We start from the raw sequence: 19,104 nt of genomic DNA on the forward strand, positions 1-19,104 counted from the left end.
TAGAGTCATAGATTGCCAAATATGGCTGCAAATTATACGCGATGGGGTCTGCAAGCTCTACGCCCGCAGGCACCTGGCTGTCAGCATGTTATACTGACTACCATGCAGCAAACACCTTCCAATGTGACTTCTTTGATGAACTCTACTGAACCTTTCGTTTCCTCTGCCGGTCCGTCAGATCCGGTTGCGACACGCCGTTTTTGTGTCGCGCCTATGCTGGATTGGACAGATCGTCACGAGCGTTACTTTCTGCGCCTGATCAGCCAGCATGCCTGGCTGTACACTGAGATGGTGACCACTGGAGCACTGATACATGGTGACGCCGATCGTCATCTTCGCTTTGATGCCGCCGAACACCCAGTTGCACTGCAGCTGGGAGGCAGCGACCCACAGGCCATGGCGCAATGCGCTGCGCTGGCAGCAGATTATGGCTACGATGAAGTAAATATTAATGTTGGCTGCCCCAGTGATCGCGTTCAGTCGGGACGTTTTGGCGCCTGTCTGATGGCAGAACCTGAGCTGGTGGCCAGTTGCGTGCGGGAGATGCGTAAATCATGCCCTCTTCCCGTCACAGTAAAAACCCGAATCGGCATTGATGAGCACGACAGTGACGAATTTGTGCAGGATTTTATCGAGAAAGTCGCCGGCGCAGGCTGCCAGACTTTTATACTGCACGCCAGAACCGCGTGGTTGCAGGGGCTGAGCCCCAAGCAGAACCGGGAAATACCGCCACTGCAATACGATCGCGTATTCCGTATGAAGCAGCGCTATCCAGAGCTCGAGATTGTCATTAATGGTGGCATAAACAGTCTTGAGGCTTCCAGATCGCTGCTGAAAACGGTTGATGGCGTGATGCTGGGGCGTGAGGCTTATCAGAACCCCTACCTGCTGGCCGGTGTCGACCGGAATCTGTTTGGCAGCGCGGCGCCGGTTGCGGAGCGATCCGTGATTATCGAGCGTTATCTACCTTATGTGCGTGAGGAACTGAAGGCCGGCACACCGCTCCAGCACATGACCCGCCATATTCTCGGTCTTTACAAGGGCGAGCCGGGTGGCAAACTGTTCAGACGTCATCTGAGCCAGCACGCTTTTCGTAAAGATGCAGGAATTGAAGTGCTTGAGGATGCTACTGCGCTGGCTGAACAGGCCAGGTCACGATCATTGCAAAGGGAGTCAGCCTGAATGCTAGCTGCTGTAAAACGTTTTTTTGAGGCTCAACTTTCCACTGCTGCCACAGAGACTGATTCAGAGCGAGTCTGTCGACTGCAACTGGCCAGTGCAGCACTCATGTTTGAGTTGCTAAAAACAGACCGGCACATCGACGCGCGAGAAACCGCCAAACTAAGGGACATTGTGGCAACTCAGTTCAAGCTGGACAGCGCCCGCCTGGATGAGATCATCGAGTTGGCTGAGCAGGAAGCCGAGCAGGCTGTTTCACTCTACGAATTCACCAGTCTTGTGAATGAGCACTACCAGTACGAGGAGAAGGTTGAACTGATCAGAACCTTGTGGGAACTGGCGATGGCAGATGAGGTTCTGGACAAGTACGAGGAGCAGATGATCAGAAAAACCGCTGACTTGATTTATGTTTCACACAGCGATTTTATAAAGACCAAACTGCAGGTCAGGGATCAGTAGCCTAGTCCCAGTCCCACTCCTGATCCCAGTCCTGATTGGCCTGACCATCATTCACCAGATACTCTCGCTGCTGCAGGTAGGCCTCGCGCATGAAGATGTAGGGATCACCAGTAATCAGCGATTCCACCGACATCGCATCAACACGCTTGTCCAGTTGTTCCAGGGCAAATGCACTGTTTCTGATCCTGACATTGTCCTGATGACTGATGGGATTGGTAGCCGTATCAACCGAAAACCCGATGGCATCACGCAAGGTGCTTGGTCCAAACAGCGGCAGCACGATATAAGGTCCTGTGCCTATTCCCCAGTAGCCCAATGTCTGACCAAAGTCTTCGTCGTTGGGCGTGAAACCTATGGCAGTTGCCACATCCAGCAGGCCACCGATACCGATGGTGGTGTTGATCATGATGCGCCCGGTGTCATTGGCAGCCGCTTCGAGTTTCATTTGCAGCAGGTTATTGGCCAGGACGCTGATGTCGCCGATATTCGAGAAGAAGTTACTGACGCCCTGGCGCGCAGGCCCCGGGATGTATTTACGGTAGCCGCGAGCAACTGGCAACAAAAAGTGTTTGTCCATGAACTGGTTGAATGCATGGACCTTGGTGTTGACAGGTTCCAGTGGGTCGGAGACAAACTGCTGTGCCAGCACTTGACCGGAAAAAGTGGGCGAGCTCACCAGTACAACAGTCAACACAACACTCGCAGGCGTGAACTTCTTCATCAGGGACACCTAAAAAATCAGGGGCATAATTATCGCAAATTCGTGGATGACTTGATATCCCCCAAACGGGCAGCATCAATTTGTTTCTGCAGTCGCTTAATCGATACCGGCTGGCGTGTACCCAGGTTTTGCGCAAACATAGACACGCGCAGCTCCTGCAGTTGCCAGGGAAACTGGGGCAGCACCGAGCTGTTTCTTTCCCGCAGGCTCTGCCATTGCTGGTACAGGTTCTGGATCTGCGTCGCATCACTCAGATCCCGCTCCGGATTGCCAGGAAGCTTCTCAATTCGTGCCCTCAAGGCTTTGATATACCGAGGGTATTCCCACAACCAGTCGCCCGGCACTGAGTCTGGAAAATTGTCAGCAAACAACTGTTCAAGCTGCGCTCTGATATCGGCAGCATTGCGTTTGAACCGGCTTTCCAGTGCTTTCAATGGCTGCTGCAGTGCAAACACGTCCTCATAAATGCCTGTCATCAAGCGACTTAATTTTTCCCCCAAAGCCACAACCTCAGCTTTACCGCGCGTCAGCTGTTTTTCGAACGCAGGCTGACTGGTCGGTCTGACACTGCCCGTCTCAAATGCCAGTCTGTACGCTGCAAGCAGGGTTGCCTCCTGCCAGTCGGCAGGCAGCATGGCCTGCTTCAGGCCCAGGGATTTCTTGAGATGCGCAAAACGATCCTGCAACATCTGCCGTTGTTGCGGGGTTCTAAGCATATACAACCGAGCCAGCCCGCGTTCAGTCAACTGTTGTGCCCTGTCCGGGTCCTCAGTCAGTACGCTGCTGACACTGTTGCCATCATCACGCAGCGCGGGATATCGCTGCAGCCTGACACCACCCTGCATGATTTCGATCTGCACTGGAAACTCGTCCAGGGTCCAGCTGGTCAGTCCAGCTTGTTCCAGTGGATGCTGAGCGGGAGCTGGCATCTGAGCAGTAAACCGCCGTTTCAGATCCTCAAGATCCTGACCTGAGCCCAGCAGCTTACCGCGTTCGTCGACTACTTTGACGGTGGCACGCAGATGCGCAGCAAGGCTGGATTCATCCCAGGCATCCACCGGGATCTGCAGCTGCTTTTCGCGCCAGGCCTGTTCGGCAAGCATACTATCGAGAGCAGGTCTGGCCTGCGTACCTACACGTTCAAGTGCTCTGTTTACGAATTCAGGTACGGGTACCAGATGTTTACGGATCATTTTGGGCAGGCTTTTGACGAGACCTACACAGCGCTCGTGCAGCAATCCAGGCACTGCCCAGTCCAGGTCCTGTTGTGACATCTGCGCAAGTAGTGTGCGAGGGACGGTAATGCTTGCGCCATCGTCGGCTTTGCCCGGTGTGAATCGGTAGTCAATCGCGAGTCGGTTCTGTTGGACAACTGTGCGATCCGGAAACGCACGCGCGCTGGTTTCGTCAATCTGACGTGCCAGCACGTCCTCGGCTGACATTTGCAATGTAGCGCCAGCATTGTCCTGCTTTCTTAGCCAGCGTTGCAGTGCCGCCAGGGTGTTCACGTGTTCTGGCAACCTGTTGGCATAAAACGCTGCAAGATCCTCATCGGGTACAACAATATCCGGACGACGTTCCTTCTCTTCCTGCTTGCGGTATTTTTCAATCAGTTTTTGGTTGTGGCGCAGAAATGCCGCGCGAGAATTGATCTCGCCGGTGACCAGGGCTTCCCGGATAAAAATTTCGCGAGCCAACGCGGGATCGATCCTGCCAAACGAGACTCGACGCTTTTCAATCAACACCAGACCAAAAAGAGACACACGTTCAAAAGCGACCACTTCTCCACGCTTCTTCTCCCAGTGTGCCTCGAAATACTCCCGTCTAACCAGGTGTTCTGCAGCATTAATCAGCCAGTCGGGCTCGATACGTGCTGCCTGGGTCGCGAATAGACGACTGGTTTCCATCAATTCGGATGTCAGGATCCAGCGTGGCTGCTTTCTACTCAGAGTCGAAGAGGGAAATATCGAGAATTTGCGACCGCGCGGCGCGACATACAAACCATCCTGCCCTTTCTGTCCGAATTGGCTGAGCGATCCTGGCAGCATGGCCCTATGCACACTTTCATAATCGATCTCGGTATCATCCTGCACCTTGCCTTTTGCCTTGCGCGCAAAGGCGGCCTGCTGACAGGCAAGCAGCAACTGACGATGTGTTTCACGCCATTCGCGAAGGCGCAGCCAGGATAGAAAATTCTCCTTGCAGTACTTTTTGAACTGCGACTGCGACATGTCCTGGCGCTGTTGCTCTACCGCGTTCCACAACAGAACCCAGGACAGGAAATCCGACTCCGGGTGTGCGAATGCAGCGTGACGCTCGCGTGCCGCCTGGCGCTTTTCAGCGGGGGTGTCGCGAGGATCCTGAATGCTTAATGCGCTGACGATGATAAGCAGTTCTGCCAGACAGTGACGATTGGCTGCTTCAATAAGCATGCGACTGAGTCGTGGATCCGCTGGCACCCTTGCCATGGCCCGGCCGACAGGCGTCAGTTGACGATCACGATCAATAGCATCCAGTTCGTCCAGCAGCCTGAATCCATCATTTATGGCCCGCTGGTCGGGTGGCTCAACAAACGGGAAAGATTCAATGTCTCCCAGCCTCAGAGCCAGCATCTGGAGAATTACCGCACTCAGATTGGTCCGCTGAATCTCAGGATCGGTAAATTCAGGGCGCCCCAGAAAATCACTCTCGCTATACAGCCTGACGCAGATACCACTGGCCACTCGACCACACCGACCTGCCCGCTGATTGGCACTGGCCTGAGACACGGGCTCTATTGGCAGGCGTTGTACCTTGCTCTGCACACTGTATCGACTGATACGGGCAAGACCCGTATCTATCACATAGCGTATACCTGGCACGGTAAGCGAGGTTTCAGCGACGTTTGTGGACAGAATAATGCGCCTGCCACGATGCGGGCTGAATATGCGTTGTTGCTCCGATTGAGACAGCCGGGCATAGAGGGGTACGATTTCTGTATCGGCTAGTGACTGTTTACGCAGTTCAATCGCGAGCTCGCGAATGTCGCGCTCGCCGCTAAGAAATACCAGTACGTCCCCAGGCCCCTGCCCCAGTTTGCTTTCGTGCTGCCTGAACAGTTTCAGGGATCTGAGAACGCCATTAAGAACCCAGTCATCAGCAAGCTCAGCTGCTTGTGTATCCTCGCCATCGGCTGGATCCTGGTAAACAATTTCTACCGGATAGGTGCGGCCCGATACGCTGACTATTGGCGCCCCAGAGAAGTGTTGTGCGAATCGCTCAACATCAATGGTTGCTGAGGTGATGATGATTTTGAGATCAGGACGCTTTTTAGTCAGCTGCTTGAGGTAACCCAACAGGAAATCGATGTTCAGGCTGCGCTCGTGAGCTTCGTCCACGATGATGACATCGTAGCGAGACAACAGACGGTCCTGCTGAATCTCAGCTAGCAGGATGCCATCGGTCATCAGCTTGATGTGTGTCTCGGGGCTGGTGACGTCATTGAAGCGCACCTGATACCCGACGCCAGAACCCAGCGCCATACCAAGCTCTTCTGCTATACGGGCCGCGACCGAGCGAGCCGCCAGTCGGCGTGGCTGGGTGTGTCCAATCATGCGATCCTGGCCGAAGCCAAGCTCAAGACAGATCTTGGGAATCTGGGTGGTTTTGCCGGAGCCGGTTTCACCGGCAATAACCACAACCTGATTCTCTGTAATGGCCTGCGCTATTTCTCCGCGCTTTTCCGATACCGGTAATTCCGGTGGATACGATATCTGCACAAGCCTGCCTGCTGAATTCAACCAGATTTATTCAGTTCCTGCTCGCGAAGCTCGCGACGCAGAATTTTACCAACATTAGATTTGGGCAGATCGTCGACAAATTCAATCTGTTTGGGCACCTTGTACGCGGTCAGATTTTCGCGGCAATAACTCTCCACATCCTTAATGTTGAGCACAGAGTCGCGGCGTACAACAAACAGTTTGATGGTTTCGCCACTTTTGTCACTGGGCACACCAATGGCTGCACTTTCTGCGACGCCTGGATGTGCGTTGACAACTTCCTCGACCTCGCTCGGGAACACATTAAATCCAGAGACGATAATGAGGTCCTTTTTGCGGTCAACAATCCGGATGTATCCCTCCTCATCAATCTGGGCAAAATCGCCGGTTTTAAACCAGCCTTCGGCAGTGATCGACTCGGCAGTTGCCTTCTCGTTCTGCCAGTACCCTTTCATGACCTGCGGGCCGCGTATCCAGAGTTCGCCTTTTTCATTAAATCCGGTATCGTTACCCTCCTCATCTACTGTCATGACGTCGGTGCCTGGGACGGGTGGCCCTACGGTGCCAATTTTGACCTTGTCGTGGGGGTTTACGCTGACCACTGGAGAACACTCTGTCAGGCCATATCCCTCATAGATCTGACATCCGGTTACTTTAGCCCACTCTTCTGCGACGCTTATGGTCAATGCCATACCGCCCGATCCGGTGAAGCGCATCTTACTGAAATCAACCTGCGCAATATCTTTGTGCCGGCACATGGCCAGGAACAGTGTGTTCAGACCAACAAAACCGTTAATCTCGGGCAGCGCCTGCAGCGTCTTTATTAACTCATTGATGTCACGGGGATTGGGAATCAAGACATTAAGATTTCCGGCGTAGACGGCAGCCATGCAGTGAAACATGAAAGCGTAGGTATGATACAGCGGCAGCGGTGCAACAATAGTATCTCTGCCATCCTTGATCAGCGCCTTGCTCACCTGACGCAGCTGCATCATATTCACGATCAGATTCTGGTGCGTCAACATGGCGCCTTTTGCCAGACCAGTTGTGCCGCCTGTGTAGAGCACGATAGCGACATCGGTTCCACTTGATACGCTTGAGAAGCTGCCTGAACTCTCTTTCATGACCTGGTCCCAACTTCTGGCTGATGCAATGTTCCAGGCTGGCACCATGCGCTTAACACGCTTGACCACAAAATTAACGATGGTCTTTTTAGGTTGCGGCAGCATATCTGCCAGGCGGGTAGTGATGACACAGCTGATGTCGGTTTCCGGGAGAATCTTTTCCAGGTTATGACAGAAATTTTCAAGGATGATGATCCCCTTGACACCGGAGTCAGTGAACTGGTGTTTCATCTCACGTGCTGTGTAGAGTGGGTTGGTGTTCACGATAACCAGACCCGCTCGAGCAGCAGCCATCACGGCAACGGGAAACTGCAGCAGGTTTGGCAACTGTATGGCAATACGATCACCTGGCTTGAGGCCGCTATGCTGTTGAAGCCAGCCCGCCAGCCTGGCGCTGTATCTGTCGAGGTCCGCGTAGGTCAGTGTATGACCCAGACACTGAAACGCCTGCTTGCCCGCATGATTAGAAAATGCATATTCAAAAACATCGGTAATCGTTGAAAAACGTGAGGCATTCATGTCGCCGCTTGTATCAAGCGCTGGTGCCGTGAACATTATGATTTCCCCTTTTACGTGTGATGTCGTCCGAGTTTCCGATAACCAGTCAGATAAAATCACTGCTGGCTCAGGTTTTTCTTCTGTTATTTACTCATCTTTTATTTGCTTAGCCTCTGCATTGCCTGCTCCAGACCTTTGACAGACATCGGGTACATACGATCCCCTATCAACTGCCTGACTATGGCAATAGAGTAGCCATGCTCCCAGTGCTGCTCTGGCACCGGGTTGATCCACGCCAGATGCTCGTAATGGTCTGTCATCCGCTCCATCCAGACTGCACCAGGCTCTTCATTGTAGTGCTCAATGCTTCCACCCGTATGGGTTATTTCATAGGGTGCCATTGTCGCATCGCCGACAAAGATCACTTTGTAGTCTTTGCCGTATTTGTTCATCAGATCATGCAGCGATGTTGTTTCGCCATGGCGGCGCCGGTTCTTGCGCCACACGGATTCATAGATGAAGTTGTGAAAATAGTAATACTCCAGATGTTTGAATTCAGATCTCGCGGCAGAGAATAACTCTTCACACATCTGGACATAGGGATCCATCGAGCCGCCGACGTCAAAAAAGATCAGTACTTTGACGGCGTTGTGTCGCTCTGGAACCATCTTGATATCCAACAGCCCTGCATTACGGGCCGTCGATGAAATTGTATCGTCGATATCCAGTTCTTCCTGTGCACCAGTGCGGGCGAATTTACGCAAGCGCCTTAATGCCAGTTTCATATTTCGGGCGCCTATCTCAGCTGTGTCGTCCAGGTCGCGATATTCGCGTTTGTCCCAGACTTTGGCGGCACGGCCTTCTTTGCCTTCATCCTGCCCGATCCGGATTCCCTCCGGATTGTAGCCGAACGCACCAAACGGTGAAGTCCCGCCCGTGCCGATCCATTTGTTGCCACCCTGGTGTCGTTCCTTCTGTTCCGCGAGTCGTTCCCGGAATGCCTTCATTAATTCTTCCAGGCCGCCCAGAGCCTGTATCTGACGCCGCTCTTCAGGTGTCAGAACACTATCCAGCTGTCTGCGCAGCCAATCGTCTGGAATCATCTCGCGCAGCAGATCATCCAGGACAGTCAGTTCCTTGAAGTAACTGGAGAAGGCGCGATCAAAACGGTCATAGTATTTTTCATCCTTGACCATGCACATCCGGGCCAGCAGATAGAACTGATCCATATCTGCAAACGCATAGTCGCGCTCAAGACAATCAAAGAGTGTGAACAGTTCACCAACAGTGACTGGTACTTTTTCGCGGCGCAATGTGTAGAAAAAGCGGATCAACATAGGCGATCAGCGTTTTGCTCTGTGCATAAAGGCCAGTTTCTCCAGCAAATGGACGTCCTGTTCATTCTTGAGCAGCGCACCATAAAGCGGCGGTATGGCACTGGTGTTGTCCTGGTTGCGGAGAATCTCCTCCGGGATATCGTCGGCCATCAGCAGCTTCAGCCAGTCTATAAGCTCGGATGTAGAAGGTTTCTTTTTCAGACCAGGTACCTTGCGCACATCAAAAAATACGTCCATGGCCTGGGAGACCAGTTCTTTCTTGATGTCCGGATAATGTACTGCAACGATCTTTTCCATCGTGACCGGGTCAGGAAACTTGATGAAATGGAAGAAGCAGCGGCGCAGGAACGCGTCAGGTAATTCCTTTTCATTGTTGCTGGTAATGATAACAATCGGGCGATGTTTGGCCTTGATACGCTGACGAGTTTCATAAACATAAAACTCCATTTTGTCGATTTCAAGCAGCAGATCATTGGGGAATTCGATGTCTGCCTTGTCAATCTCGTCGATCAGCAGGACAACCTGCTTGTCAGCATCAAAGGCTTCCCAAAGCTTGCCTTTAACGATGTAGTTGGCAATGTCATGTACTTTGGGATCACCCAGCTGAGAATCGCGAAGACGAGAAACCGCATCATATTCATACAGGCCCTGTTGCGCCCGTGTGGTCGACTTGATATGCCACTGAATAAGTTCAAGCCCAAGTGACTGTGCGATCTGCTCAGCCAGCATGGTCTTACCTGTGCCAGGCTCACCTTTGATCAATAGTGGCTTCTTCAGGCTGATGGCGGCATTAACTGCCATCTGCAGTTCGTCAGTCGCCACGTATTCTTTTGTGCCAGTAAAGCGCATAGTGTCCTCGTCAGTTTCTTTTTCTGCGAATCAGATTCCAAAACAACCCTACAACTATAGCCAGCATCAAGGCCAGAGTCAGGGGCACCAGTGCCCTGATGAATGACTCGCCGCCGACTGTGATAAGGTCAAGCAGGATGACAATTACCGCAGGCGCCATCAGATCTTCATCTGGGGCAATTGTCCACGGTGTGTAAATCAGTGCAATCATGATGCCGCGCAAGACATTGGCCAGTGCCTTGGGGCGGATGAAACCAGTGGCCTTGTAGAACAGAATATAACAAAGCGTGCCGGCGCTAAGGTAAATGGCCCAGGCGGTCAGATAGCCATAAATATTCAACATCGGCAGCAGACTCCTTTCTTGTTGTCTTGCGCATTTGTGCTTTTGGCACCAGCGCCAATGGCGGTTATGGCCGTTGTACGCATCAGGGTGTCACCCAGCGAATGACGTGTTCTTCCAGACCGTCCTCATGCACGTATTCTTCGGACAGCACGCGGCCCGTCACTTTGATTCCCTGCTCCAGCATGGCTTCACTAGAGCCCGTCAACAAAGGGTGCCAGGACGGTAGCGGTTTACCCTGATATCTGAGTTTATAGGCACAAGTACCCGGAATCCAGTCGAGAGACTTTGCCAGAACGTCCATATCCAGTACCAGGCAGTCTGGCACCAGAACCTGGCGGTTGCCATATGCCGTGCAGCTGCAGGCCTGCTGGTCCAGCAATCGGCACACGACGCGTGTGTACCACAACTCACCATCTTCGTCCTGCAGCTTCTTCTGGCAACAGCGCGCGCAACCGTCGCACAATGCCTCCCACTCTGCCCTGTTCAGAGTCTCGAGGGGACGCTCCCAAAAAGGTACATCCTTGTTGTCAGTCATGGCGCCGACCCTCCTGGTCATCAGCAGACCCGACAGGACCTACTGCTTTGCCAAGCGCCCTTTGCAAAGGCGCCTGCAGCAGACTCTGCCGCCACGGCTGGAAGTCTTCAGGCCAAACCAGCTGCTCCTTGGCACACTGACTGCCAGCATCCTGCTGGTTCAGACGCAGAATCTGAATGAGGACTTTTTTCCTGGCCAGAATTTCCTCTGCAATCTCTGTCTGGCTGGCGACATCCCGAACTGCGCGCTGCATGCTCTTTAACAATCCTCGCTGAAGGTTATCGAGGGGTGCGCCCTCCAGTGAAGCGGGGATATCCGGATCAACAGCAGTGCTTTGCAGGATCAAGTCAATAACAGCCTCAGCATCCCGGTTGTAGAGACTACGGGTCAGGTCCGGAATCTTTTTGAGAGCCTCGACAGAAGAAGGCATCCGCTGGGCCAGGGTTATCAGATCCGGGTCTCTGGCGATCCAGGTCCTAGGCTTGTTGCGCAGCCGCGCCTGTTGCTCGCGCCACAGACATAGCGATTTGAGAGCGCCCAACTGTCTGGCATCGAGGCGCCAGGCGGCTCCCATCTGCCGATACAGATCTTCCCAGTTATCCTGCTGTTCGGTTGCGAGCGCTAATTGGCGCATCAACTCGCACTCCTCCTCTACCATTTTCAGTCGGCTTTTGCTGACCAGCTCAGCGACGAGTTGCTGATAAAGTGAAGGGAGGTATTTTACGTCCAGGGCCGCATAGTGAAGCTGTTGACTGGTCAACGGGCGCTGTAACCAGTCGGAACGGGTCTCACCCTTGTCAAGTTCAACGCCAATGAGTGTTTTGACCAGGTTCAGGTAGCTGATACTTGGACCATGTCCAAGGAAAGCGGCTGCTTTCTGGGTGTCAAAAAATGGCTGTGGCAGGCAACCGAAAAAGTCCAGGAAAAGAATCAGGTCTTCAGAGCCAGCGTGCAGTACTTTGACGATATCGGGCGCAGTCAGCAGGTTCAGCAACGGCTGCCACTGGTCTATGCTCAAAGGGTCGAGCAGGAACGCAGAAACACCGTCAGAAAGTTGTATCAACCCAGGCTTGGGATAAAACGTATTAACCCGGATGAACTCTGTGTCCAGAGCCAGTACAGTCTGCGACTGCAGTTTCTCACACAGCTCTGCCAGTCGTTCATTACTGCTGATTATCTCGTAGTCAATGCTCATCGAAGTCGCAACCGGCCATTAAAAGCATGGCTTAATGTTCCGCCATCAACGTATTCGAGTTCACCGCCAACCGGCACGCCATGAGCAATGCGAGATACCGCGACTTGCCTGTTTTCCAGCAAACCCGAGATGTAGCAGGCAGTCGCTTCACCCTCAACGGTCGGGTTGTTGGCCAGTATGATCTCCTGTACAGGACGACTGTCGAGCAAAGCCATAAGCTCATCGACACCAATTTCCTGAGGGCCTATGCCATCAATGGGTGACAGGTGACCCGATAAAAGAAAATACAACCCGCGGTAGCTGCCAGCCTGCTCAATGGCAAACATATCAGCAGGCGAACCCACGACACATAGCAGCGACTGATCTCGGGCGGGATTACTGCAAAGCCTGCATACCGGCTCCTCGGTCAGAGCTCTGCACTGACTGCATCTTCCCAGTCGATCCAGCGCTTCTTTGAGGACCTCACTTAACTGCGCAGCGCCATTGCGATTACGTTCCATCAGGTGAAGCGCCATACGCTGTGCGGATTTTGGCCCGACACCGGGCAGGCATCGCAATGACTGAATGAGTTGTTCCAGCAGTTTACTGTGCATGCTCAGGGCTCAGAATGGGAATTTGAAACCATCCGGCAGCTTCATGCCGGCGGCCATTTGACTCATTGAGTCCTTGTTACCGTCATCGAGTTTTTTAACTGCGTCGTTTATCGCCGCGACGATCAGATCTTCAATGATTTCTTTGTCCTCAGTCATCAATTCATCACTGAGTTCAACGCGTCTGGCATCGTAACGTCCGCCCAGCTGAACTTTGACCATGCCGGCACCCGATTCGCCAGTAACAGTGCGTTTAGCGGCTTCTTCCTGAGCCTTCTGCATCTGCTCCTGCATTTTTTTAGCCTGTTGCATCAACTCGTTAATATTAAAATCGCTCATATTCTGTCCTCAATTGCTCAATACTTGCATCGAAGGTTTGAACCAGTGCTTTGACACCGGGGTCATTGTGAAATCGTTGGTGGAGCGCAGCGATCGCTTCCTGTTTTTCCCGTGCGCGGCGCTGGGCAGGCGACTCCTGATTCAGCTCTCCAATACTGATGTTTACAGTGACCGGATACCCCAGTGAATCTGACAGCGCATGTGCGATATGTTCTGCATGATCTGTCGAATACAGGGCGCTTTGCTGTTGATCCAGAGTCAGGCTTAGCTGATCATTTTGCCTGTCGCTAAGCACACAGTTCCAGAGAATATTGCCACTGATGCCCGCAAGCCCGCTGCGTTGCACCAGGTCATACCAGTCCCAATCACTGGACTCGATTTTGCCGGGCTGGGAACCCCCTTCAGGGTTTACTGGAGCAGGCCCCTCACCGACACTCACATCTGCCTCAGCCGCCATGTCCAGCGCAGGCTCAGGCGTCTCCGCAGGGAAGTCTGGCGCAGGGGCGACTGACTGAACAGGAATCTGATTCATTGCGTCATCGTCAGCCGGAGCCTGCTCAATCTGCGGGGGAACATCGTGTCTGGTGGCAGGTTCGCTGACGGCGTCATTGTCTGACGGCGACGTCTCTGAAATGGTCAGTTCAGGCTTTTTTTTTTCACCCTCGGGCACGAGGTCGGCCTGAGCACGGGAAAAGACATCGGGGCTGAATGCCAGCATGCGCAACATCGCCATCTCAAAACTGATACGGCGATCTGGAGAGAAGTGCATTTCCTGCATTGCCTGCATGGCAAACTGGTAATAGAGCTGCACGTCTTCACCCGACAGCTTGCCTGCCAGTGACGTTATCTGCTCCTTGTCGCCTTCGCTGTTGTCCACAGCGTCCGGAAGAGTCTGTGCAACCGCCAGGCGATGGAGCACGGATGTAAAATGAGAAAGCAGACGCTCAAAATCCGGATTATTCTCTGCGGCGTTAGCCACCAGCGTCGTTATGGCTGCGCCATCGCGGCCGGCCAATGCCTCCAGCAAAGCAAAAATCAGACCGTGGTCCGGTGTTCCCAGCAGATCGGTGACAGCGCCAGTATGAACACGGCCCTCGCCAAAGGAGATGCTCTGATCCAGCAAGGTCAGGGCGTCCCGCATGCTGCCTGCCGCGGCTCGCGCGAGTTGCCAGAGCGCATCTTCCTCATACTCAATCTGCTCTGCGGTCAGGACAGACTCCAGGTAGCTGACTATCTGTCGCGGCGCCAGATTCTTTAGATGGAACTGCAAACAGCGCGACAGCACAGTCACTGGCAGTTTCTGTGGATCTGTTGTTGCCAGCAGGAACTTGACGTGGGGTGGTGGCTCTTCAAGGGTTTTCAGCAGGGCATTGAAGCTGTGCGTCGACAGCATGTGTACTTCGTCGATCAGGTAGACCTTGTAACGGCCACGCGATGGCGCGTACTGAACGTTTTCAAGGAGCTCGCGGGTATCTTCAACGCGCGTTCGGGAGGCGGCATCCACTTCGATCAGATCTATGAAGCGCCCTTCAGATATTTCACGACAGGCATCGCATGTACCACAGGGCGTGGCAGTGATGCCGGTCTCACAGTTCAGACAGCGGGCCAGAATACGCGCAACCGTTGTTTTGCCGACTCCGCGAGTACCAGTAAACAGATACGCATGGTGAAGGCGCTGCTGTTCGAGAGCATGAGTGAGGGTCTGCAGCACATGTGTCTGCCCGGCCATTTCACTGAAATTTTTCGGTCGCCATTTCCTGGCAAGTACCTGATAACTCATGCGTCAGCTGCAAGCTCTGTGGTTAAACAGCTATTGTATTGCAATCGTCCGGTCAGGGACAGGGCTGAAGCAGCTCCAGTGTGTGTCAAAAAACAAAAATGTGAGCAGAGCGAGGATGCCTGGATGCAGACGGTCTGAATGGGGAGTTTGCAAGAATTTGGGGGCACCTCCCGCCAGCCACACCACGGCACATGAGTTCGCTGCTACCGTTGCTCCCTTCCGGGCCTGGCGGGGTTTACAGCGTATCATTGCGCGGGGACCGACAGGAGGTACCATAACGCCTGATGCGGCACACGTGATGTCACATCAGGGGCGGCATTATGGTCAAATTCAACGGGCTAATCAAGCGCTGCGATCAGAGTTCGTTGCCCTGAGCTTCGGCTGGCAGGCTCAAGGCAAGCAGTCGCGTATCGGGACCGGCACCAACAGCCATGACAATAAATTGCCTGCTGTCGACCATGTAGCTCATTGGTGTGCCCATCGGTGGCAACGGAAGATCCAGCTCACTGACCACCTTGCCCGTCTGCTTGTTGTAACTCCTGAACACGGGTCTTGCGCCATCCAGCTGCGCCACAAAGAGCAGCGACTCAGTCAGCAAGGGCCCATTGCGTCCGAAGCTGCCAACCGGGCCGGGATCATCGATTCCCATGTCGATCAGCCGTTGGCGTATACCTTCACCATGCGGCACCATCCACAAGTGCTCGCCGGTATTCAGGTCGATGGCGGTAATTCTGGCGTAGGGAGGTTTGATCAGTGGCAGACCCTGAGGACCCTGAATATCAAAGCCTCTGTCCCGGATAAACCCAAAATCTGACTCGCCAGGATCAGGTCTGCGCAGGCGCACAAAACGTGGCGCCGAGAATGATGGCACATACATGACCCCCTCTTCCGGATCTACGGCTGCCCCGGTCCATGTTGCGCCGCCGCTATAACCGGGAAATAGGATCACACCGCGTTCGGAGGGCGGCGTGTACAATGGTCCGTAGTCGACTTCGCTGATCAGATCCAGTGCCTCGGCACGTAGCTCGGGTGTAAAATCGATCAGCGTCGCATCCGATATCCCCTGTGGTTCAAACGGTGCTGGCCTGGTCGGAAATGGCTGCGTTGGCGACGTGCGCTCACCCGGTACAGTTGACTGGGGTACTGGCCGCTCTTCGATTGGCCAGACAGGATCACCGGTCATTCGATCCAGAACATAGACAAAACCCTGCTTGCTGACCTGGGCCACTGCTTTGATGGCTTCACCATCAACCGAGATATCCACCAGGTTAGGGGCAGCCGGCAAATCGTAGTCCCAAAGGCCATGCCGGACGGCCTGAAAATGCCAGATCAGCTCACCAGTCTCGGCATCGAGACAGACCAGACTTTCGGCATACAAGTTGTCACCCAGGCGGTGCCCGCCATACCAGTCGTTGTTGGGAGTACTCACGGGCAGATACACATAGCCGGTTTCAGGGTCGGCACTCATCAGGGTCCAGACGTTGGTTGCACCTGCCGATTGCCAGGCATCGTTTTCCCACGTTTCGGTCCCGGGCTCATCACCCTGCGGGACAGTGTGGAATATCCAAAGTTGCTCGCCTGTTTGAGCATCAAAACCACGCACATGCCCGGGCGGAACCTGGTCAGAGAAATACGGTACGTCGTTGATGGAGGATCCAACGACGATTACGCCGTTGATTACAAGCGGCGGTGAGATGGCACCGTACTGTCCGATCGTCGCGCTGGATCCCAGCCCCTGTTTCAGGTCCAGTTGACCATTATTGGCAAAATTCGGGTCTGGCTGTCCGGTACGTGCATTCAGAGACCATAGGACGCCATCATTGGCGGCCATCAAAATACGGCCATCACCGCCATCATCCCACCAGGCCACTCCACGATGGTTGTTATTGAAGTTGGGATGACGACCACGTTGCCAGGACCCGGTATCAAAGGTCCAGAGCTCTTCTCCGGTCAGGGCATCAACGGCGCCCACCTGCCCCAGCGACGTGCTGACGTAGAGCGCGCCGTTTACCATAAGCGGCGTAGACTTGTACTCTGCGGCGCTGACATCAGCGCGACTCCGGAACAGTTCGTTATCCGGAGTTTCCCACATCCAGGCGATTTCAAGATCCCCGACATTCTCCGCGTTGATCTGCTGCAATGGCACATATTTGCTGGATGCCAGATCCGAACCGTAACTGGTCCATTCCTGATGCTGCGCCCCTGCCTGATCTGGAGAAATCAGGATCAGGCCCAGCGCAAGTAAGGCAACACCTGCTCGCGGCAAGTTAAGGCAATGCATAACTGACAACTCTTGCGTCCGTACCACCACCGAGGGCGATGGCGATGTATTGCTTGTCCCCGACCATGTAACTCATGGGCGTCGCCGCTGGCGACGATGGAAGGTCCAGTTCGTGAACAACCTCACCGCTTGATTTGTCAAATGCCCGCATCACCGCACGCCCGCCGTCCTGCTGGGCGACAAACAACAGCGTTTTAGTCAATACAGGCCCAGTTCTGGACGTTGAGCCAACCGGACCTGGGTCTTCCAGACCGAGATCGATGATACGTTGACGAATCCCCTCTCCGTGCGGAACAACCCAGGCATGCTCACCAGTGTTCAAGTCAATGGCGGTAATCCGTCCGTAAGGCGGTTTGGTTAACGGGAGCCCCTGCGGGCCAGATACCGAAGTGATGCCACCACGGACATAACGAAAGTCAGAGCTGCCAGCCTCAGGTTCAACCAGTTGCGCAACAATTGGTGCACTGCCGGAAGGGATATACAGCATGCCGGTTTCTGGATCAGCTGCCGCGCCCTGCCAGCCACCCCCACCAGACCAGCCTGGCAACAACACCGTGCCCCGCAAAGACGGAGGTGTAAACAGCGGGCCGTAATCAAACGGTGCGAGTGCCTCTTCTGCCTGAGCGCGCAGTTCTGGAGTGAAGTCGATCAGCGTAGCGTCTGATATACCCTGGGGCTCGAACGGTGCAGGTCGTGTCGGATGTGGCTGAGTTGGTGAAGCGCGTTCTCCGGGCACGGTGGATGCCGGCACCGAGCGTTCTTCTATTGGCCAGATGGGTTCACCGGTCTCGCGGTTCAGGACATACACAAAGCCCTGCTTGGAAATCTGCGCAAGCGCCTTGACGGGCTCGCCGTCGACCGTGATATCCATAAGATTCGGAGCGGCAGGCAAATCATAGTCCCAGAGCCCGTGATGAACGGTCTGGAAGTGCCATCTTCTGGCCCCCGTCTGAGCATCGACCGCAATAATCGTTTCTGCAAACAGATTGCTGCCCAGTCGGTGGCCGCCATACCAGTCATTGGTCGGCGTGCCGGTAGGCATATAGATCAGGTCAAGCTCGGGATCCGAGCTCATCTGTGTCCATACATTGGTATTACCCACCGTTTGCCAGGCACCGTTCTCCCAGGTTTCATTGCCGAACTCGCCAGGCTGCGGGATGGTCCGGAATATCCAGCGTTGTTCGCCAGTGCGAACGTCAAAGGCTCGAACGTGACCGGGCGGCGCGAGTTGATAATTCGGCACGTCGTTTACAACTGAACCAACCACTGCCAGATCGCCATGGATCAATGCGGTGCTGACCATGGAGTATGCTCGACGATCGATCTCACGCCCCAGTCCCTGCGCCAGATCGACTTTGCCTTCCTCCCCAAAAGCGGGATCCGGTAAGCCAGTCTCAGCATCGATTGACCACATCCATGAGTCATTGGTCAGCACAATGATGCGCTGCGCATCGCCATCACTCCAGTAGCTTACGCCACGCGTGTTGTAGCCGAGATTAGCCGGGCGACCAGCTTCCCATGCACGCGTGTCAAAGGTCCACAGCGTTTCCCCACTTCCACCGTCAATGGCGGAAACACGGCCGAAAGAAGAGTTAATGTACAGCACGCCGTCTATGGCTATAGGCGTGGCTTTGTAGGCACTAGGGGTGGCCGCGAAATTGCCGGCTTCGTGGTTGGCAGCGACCGTGGCGTTGTCTGGGGAATCCCAACTCCAGGCCATTTGCAGTTGAGCCACATTGTCTTCACTGATCTGATCAAAAGGCACATATTTGCTGGATGCCTGATCGGAACCGTAGTGAACCCAGTCATTGGCCAGGCTGCCGCTAGACAGTGTGACAAATGCTGCCGTGATGATGTGGGCCAGTAATAGGCTACGTTTTCTTGGTGAGTCAGCTGGAGGTACACTTTGCCCGCGGTTACAGGATGGCTGCATGGTGATCTCTCTTTGTTTTTTTATTTTGTTGGTCGAGAGGGATAGTACACCAATGCTGTTGGGGCGCAACAGGCGGTGGCGAGGCGTGATCGAAGGCTCTTTTCGGGTTCTCATCCCTCCGCTGCATTAGCGCTCCTATCGGAGCCAGCTATGGATGTTTTACTGCGGGGACTTTAAAACTGG

General features: G+C 54.1%; 14 protein-coding genes, 1 other RNA gene and 1 pseudogene. 2 read left to right on the forward strand and 14 right to left on the reverse strand.

All coding sequences use genetic code 11. The features are described from left to right. Window positions 1-135: 135 nt before the first annotated feature. Both dusA and QGM61_RS05010 read left to right on the forward strand, forming a co-directional pair. Window positions 136-1,182: a tRNA dihydrouridine(20/20a) synthase DusA gene (gene dusA / locus QGM61_RS05005; RefSeq protein ID WP_237134091.1), complete on the forward strand. Its 1,047-nt coding sequence runs from the start codon at window positions 136-138 to the stop codon at window positions 1,180-1,182. Then, window positions 1,183-1,638 (forward strand): TerB family tellurite resistance protein, encoded by a 456-nt coding sequence (locus QGM61_RS05010; protein ID WP_237134090.1) that lies wholly within the window; start codon window positions 1,183-1,185, stop codon window positions 1,636-1,638. 1 nt (window position 1,639) lies between these two features. Here the strand turns inward: QGM61_RS05010 and QGM61_RS05015 are convergent, their stop codons facing one another. From QGM61_RS05015 to QGM61_RS05080, 14 genes and pseudogenes are all read right to left on the reverse strand, one after another. Beyond that, the gene (locus tag QGM61_RS05015) at window positions 1,640-2,359 is read right to left on the reverse strand and encodes a VacJ family lipoprotein (RefSeq protein WP_281132200.1); all 720 of its coding nucleotides are present in this window, start codon (window positions 2,357-2,359) and stop codon (window positions 1,640-1,642) included. Between the two features lie 29 nt (window positions 2,360-2,388). Beyond that, a pseudogene (gene hrpA / locus QGM61_RS05020) lies at window positions 2,389-6,093 on the reverse strand (ATP-dependent RNA helicase HrpA); the annotation flags it as partial. Window positions 6,094-6,134: 41 nt separating this feature from the next. After that, window positions 6,135-7,796, reverse strand: coding sequence for an AMP-binding protein (locus tag QGM61_RS05025; RefSeq protein ID WP_281132202.1), 1,662 nt, complete (start codon window positions 7,794-7,796; stop codon window positions 6,135-6,137). Window positions 7,797-7,897: 101 nt separating this feature from the next. After that, window positions 7,898-9,076, reverse strand: coding sequence for a vWA domain-containing protein (locus QGM61_RS05030; RefSeq protein WP_281132203.1), 1,179 nt, complete (start codon window positions 9,074-9,076; stop codon window positions 7,898-7,900). Window positions 9,077-9,082: 6 nt separating this feature from the next. Then, window positions 9,083-9,925, reverse strand: a complete 843-nt coding sequence (locus tag QGM61_RS05035; RefSeq protein ID WP_281132204.1) for an AAA family ATPase — start codon at window positions 9,923-9,925, stop codon at window positions 9,083-9,085. Between the two features lie 10 nt (window positions 9,926-9,935). After that, the gene (locus QGM61_RS05040; protein WP_237134084.1) at window positions 9,936-10,268 is read right to left on the reverse strand and encodes a hypothetical protein; all 333 of its coding nucleotides are present in this window, start codon (window positions 10,266-10,268) and stop codon (window positions 9,936-9,938) included. Window positions 10,269-10,350: 82 nt separating this feature from the next. Then, entirely contained in the window at window positions 10,351-10,803 is a 453-nt protein-coding gene (locus tag QGM61_RS05045; RefSeq protein WP_281132205.1) for a YcgN family cysteine cluster protein, read from the reverse strand. Then, on the reverse strand, window positions 10,796-11,998 hold the full coding sequence (gene rnd / locus QGM61_RS05050) for a ribonuclease D (RefSeq protein WP_281132206.1): 1,203 nt from the start codon (window positions 11,996-11,998) through the stop codon (window positions 10,796-10,798). Before rnd ends, QGM61_RS05045 begins: the two co-directional genes overlap by 8 nt. Then, complete coding sequence (gene recR / locus QGM61_RS05055; protein WP_237134081.1) at window positions 11,995-12,591, reverse strand: recombination mediator RecR; 597 nt, start codon at window positions 12,589-12,591, stop codon at window positions 11,995-11,997. Before recR ends, rnd begins: the two co-directional genes overlap by 4 nt. A gap of 9 nt (window positions 12,592-12,600) precedes the next feature. Then, on the reverse strand, window positions 12,601-12,927 hold the full coding sequence (locus tag QGM61_RS05060) for a YbaB/EbfC family nucleoid-associated protein (protein WP_237134080.1): 327 nt from the start codon (window positions 12,925-12,927) through the stop codon (window positions 12,601-12,603). Further along, a complete protein-coding gene (gene dnaX / locus QGM61_RS05065; RefSeq protein ID WP_237134079.1) occupies window positions 12,914-14,707 on the reverse strand; it encodes a DNA polymerase III subunit gamma/tau in 1,794 nt (597 codons plus the stop codon). Before dnaX ends, QGM61_RS05060 begins: the two co-directional genes overlap by 14 nt. A gap of 168 nt (window positions 14,708-14,875) precedes the next feature. Then, window positions 14,876-14,972, reverse strand: an RNA gene (gene ffs / locus QGM61_RS05070) — signal recognition particle sRNA small type. Between the two features lie 90 nt (window positions 14,973-15,062). Next, on the reverse strand, window positions 15,063-16,988 hold the full coding sequence (locus QGM61_RS05075; RefSeq protein WP_281132207.1) for a pyrroloquinoline quinone-dependent dehydrogenase: 1,926 nt from the start codon (window positions 16,986-16,988) through the stop codon (window positions 15,063-15,065). After that, window positions 16,975-18,921 (reverse strand): pyrroloquinoline quinone-dependent dehydrogenase, encoded by a 1,947-nt coding sequence (locus QGM61_RS05080; protein ID WP_281132208.1) that lies wholly within the window; start codon window positions 18,919-18,921, stop codon window positions 16,975-16,977. The genes QGM61_RS05075 and QGM61_RS05080 overlap by 14 nt, the downstream gene beginning before the upstream one ends. Between the last annotated feature and the right edge of the window lie 183 nt (window positions 18,922-19,104).

Origin of the sequence: Pseudohongiella sp. SYSU M77423 (assembly GCF_029911965.1) — a bacterium.
GTDB lineage: Bacteria > Pseudomonadota > Gammaproteobacteria > Pseudomonadales > Pseudohongiellaceae > Pseudohongiella.

What these genes read in the sequence shown, in the direction of transcription:
- dusA (WP_237134091.1), top strand. Translation starts at nt 136, where the DNA reads ATGAACTCTACTGAACCTTTCGTTTCCTCTGCCGGTCCGTCAGATCCG.
- QGM61_RS05010 (WP_237134090.1), top strand. Translation starts at nt 1,183, where the DNA reads ATGCTAGCTGCTGTAAAACGTTTTTTTGAGGCTCAACTTTCCACTGCT.
- QGM61_RS05015 (WP_281132200.1), bottom strand. Translation starts at nt 2,359, where the DNA reads ATGAAGAAGTTCACGCCTGCGAGTGTTGTGTTGACTGTTGTACTGGTG.
- QGM61_RS05025 (WP_281132202.1), bottom strand. Translation starts at nt 7,796, where the DNA reads ATGTTCACGGCACCAGCGCTTGATACAAGCGGCGACATGAATGCCTCA.
- QGM61_RS05030 (WP_281132203.1), bottom strand. Translation starts at nt 9,076, where the DNA reads ATGTTGATCCGCTTTTTCTACACATTGCGCCGCGAAAAAGTACCAGTC.
- QGM61_RS05035 (WP_281132204.1), bottom strand. Translation starts at nt 9,925, where the DNA reads ATGCGCTTTACTGGCACAAAAGAATACGTGGCGACTGACGAACTGCAG.
- QGM61_RS05040 (WP_237134084.1), bottom strand. Translation starts at nt 10,268, where the DNA reads ATGTTGAATATTTATGGCTATCTGACCGCCTGGGCCATTTACCTTAGC.
- QGM61_RS05045 (WP_281132205.1), bottom strand. Translation starts at nt 10,803, where the DNA reads ATGACTGACAACAAGGATGTACCTTTTTGGGAGCGTCCCCTCGAGACT.
- rnd (WP_281132206.1), bottom strand. Translation starts at nt 11,998, where the DNA reads ATGAGCATTGACTACGAGATAATCAGCAGTAATGAACGACTGGCAGAG.
- recR (WP_237134081.1), bottom strand. Translation starts at nt 12,591, where the DNA reads ATGCACAGTAAACTGCTGGAACAACTCATTCAGTCATTGCGATGCCTG.
- QGM61_RS05060 (WP_237134080.1), bottom strand. Translation starts at nt 12,927, where the DNA reads ATGAGCGATTTTAATATTAACGAGTTGATGCAACAGGCTAAAAAAATG.
- dnaX (WP_237134079.1), bottom strand. Translation starts at nt 14,707, where the DNA reads ATGAGTTATCAGGTACTTGCCAGGAAATGGCGACCGAAAAATTTCAGT.
- QGM61_RS05075 (WP_281132207.1), bottom strand. Translation starts at nt 16,988, where the DNA reads ATGCATTGCCTTAACTTGCCGCGAGCAGGTGTTGCCTTACTTGCGCTG.
- QGM61_RS05080 (WP_281132208.1), bottom strand. Translation starts at nt 18,921, where the DNA reads ATGCAGCCATCCTGTAACCGCGGGCAAAGTGTACCTCCAGCTGACTCA.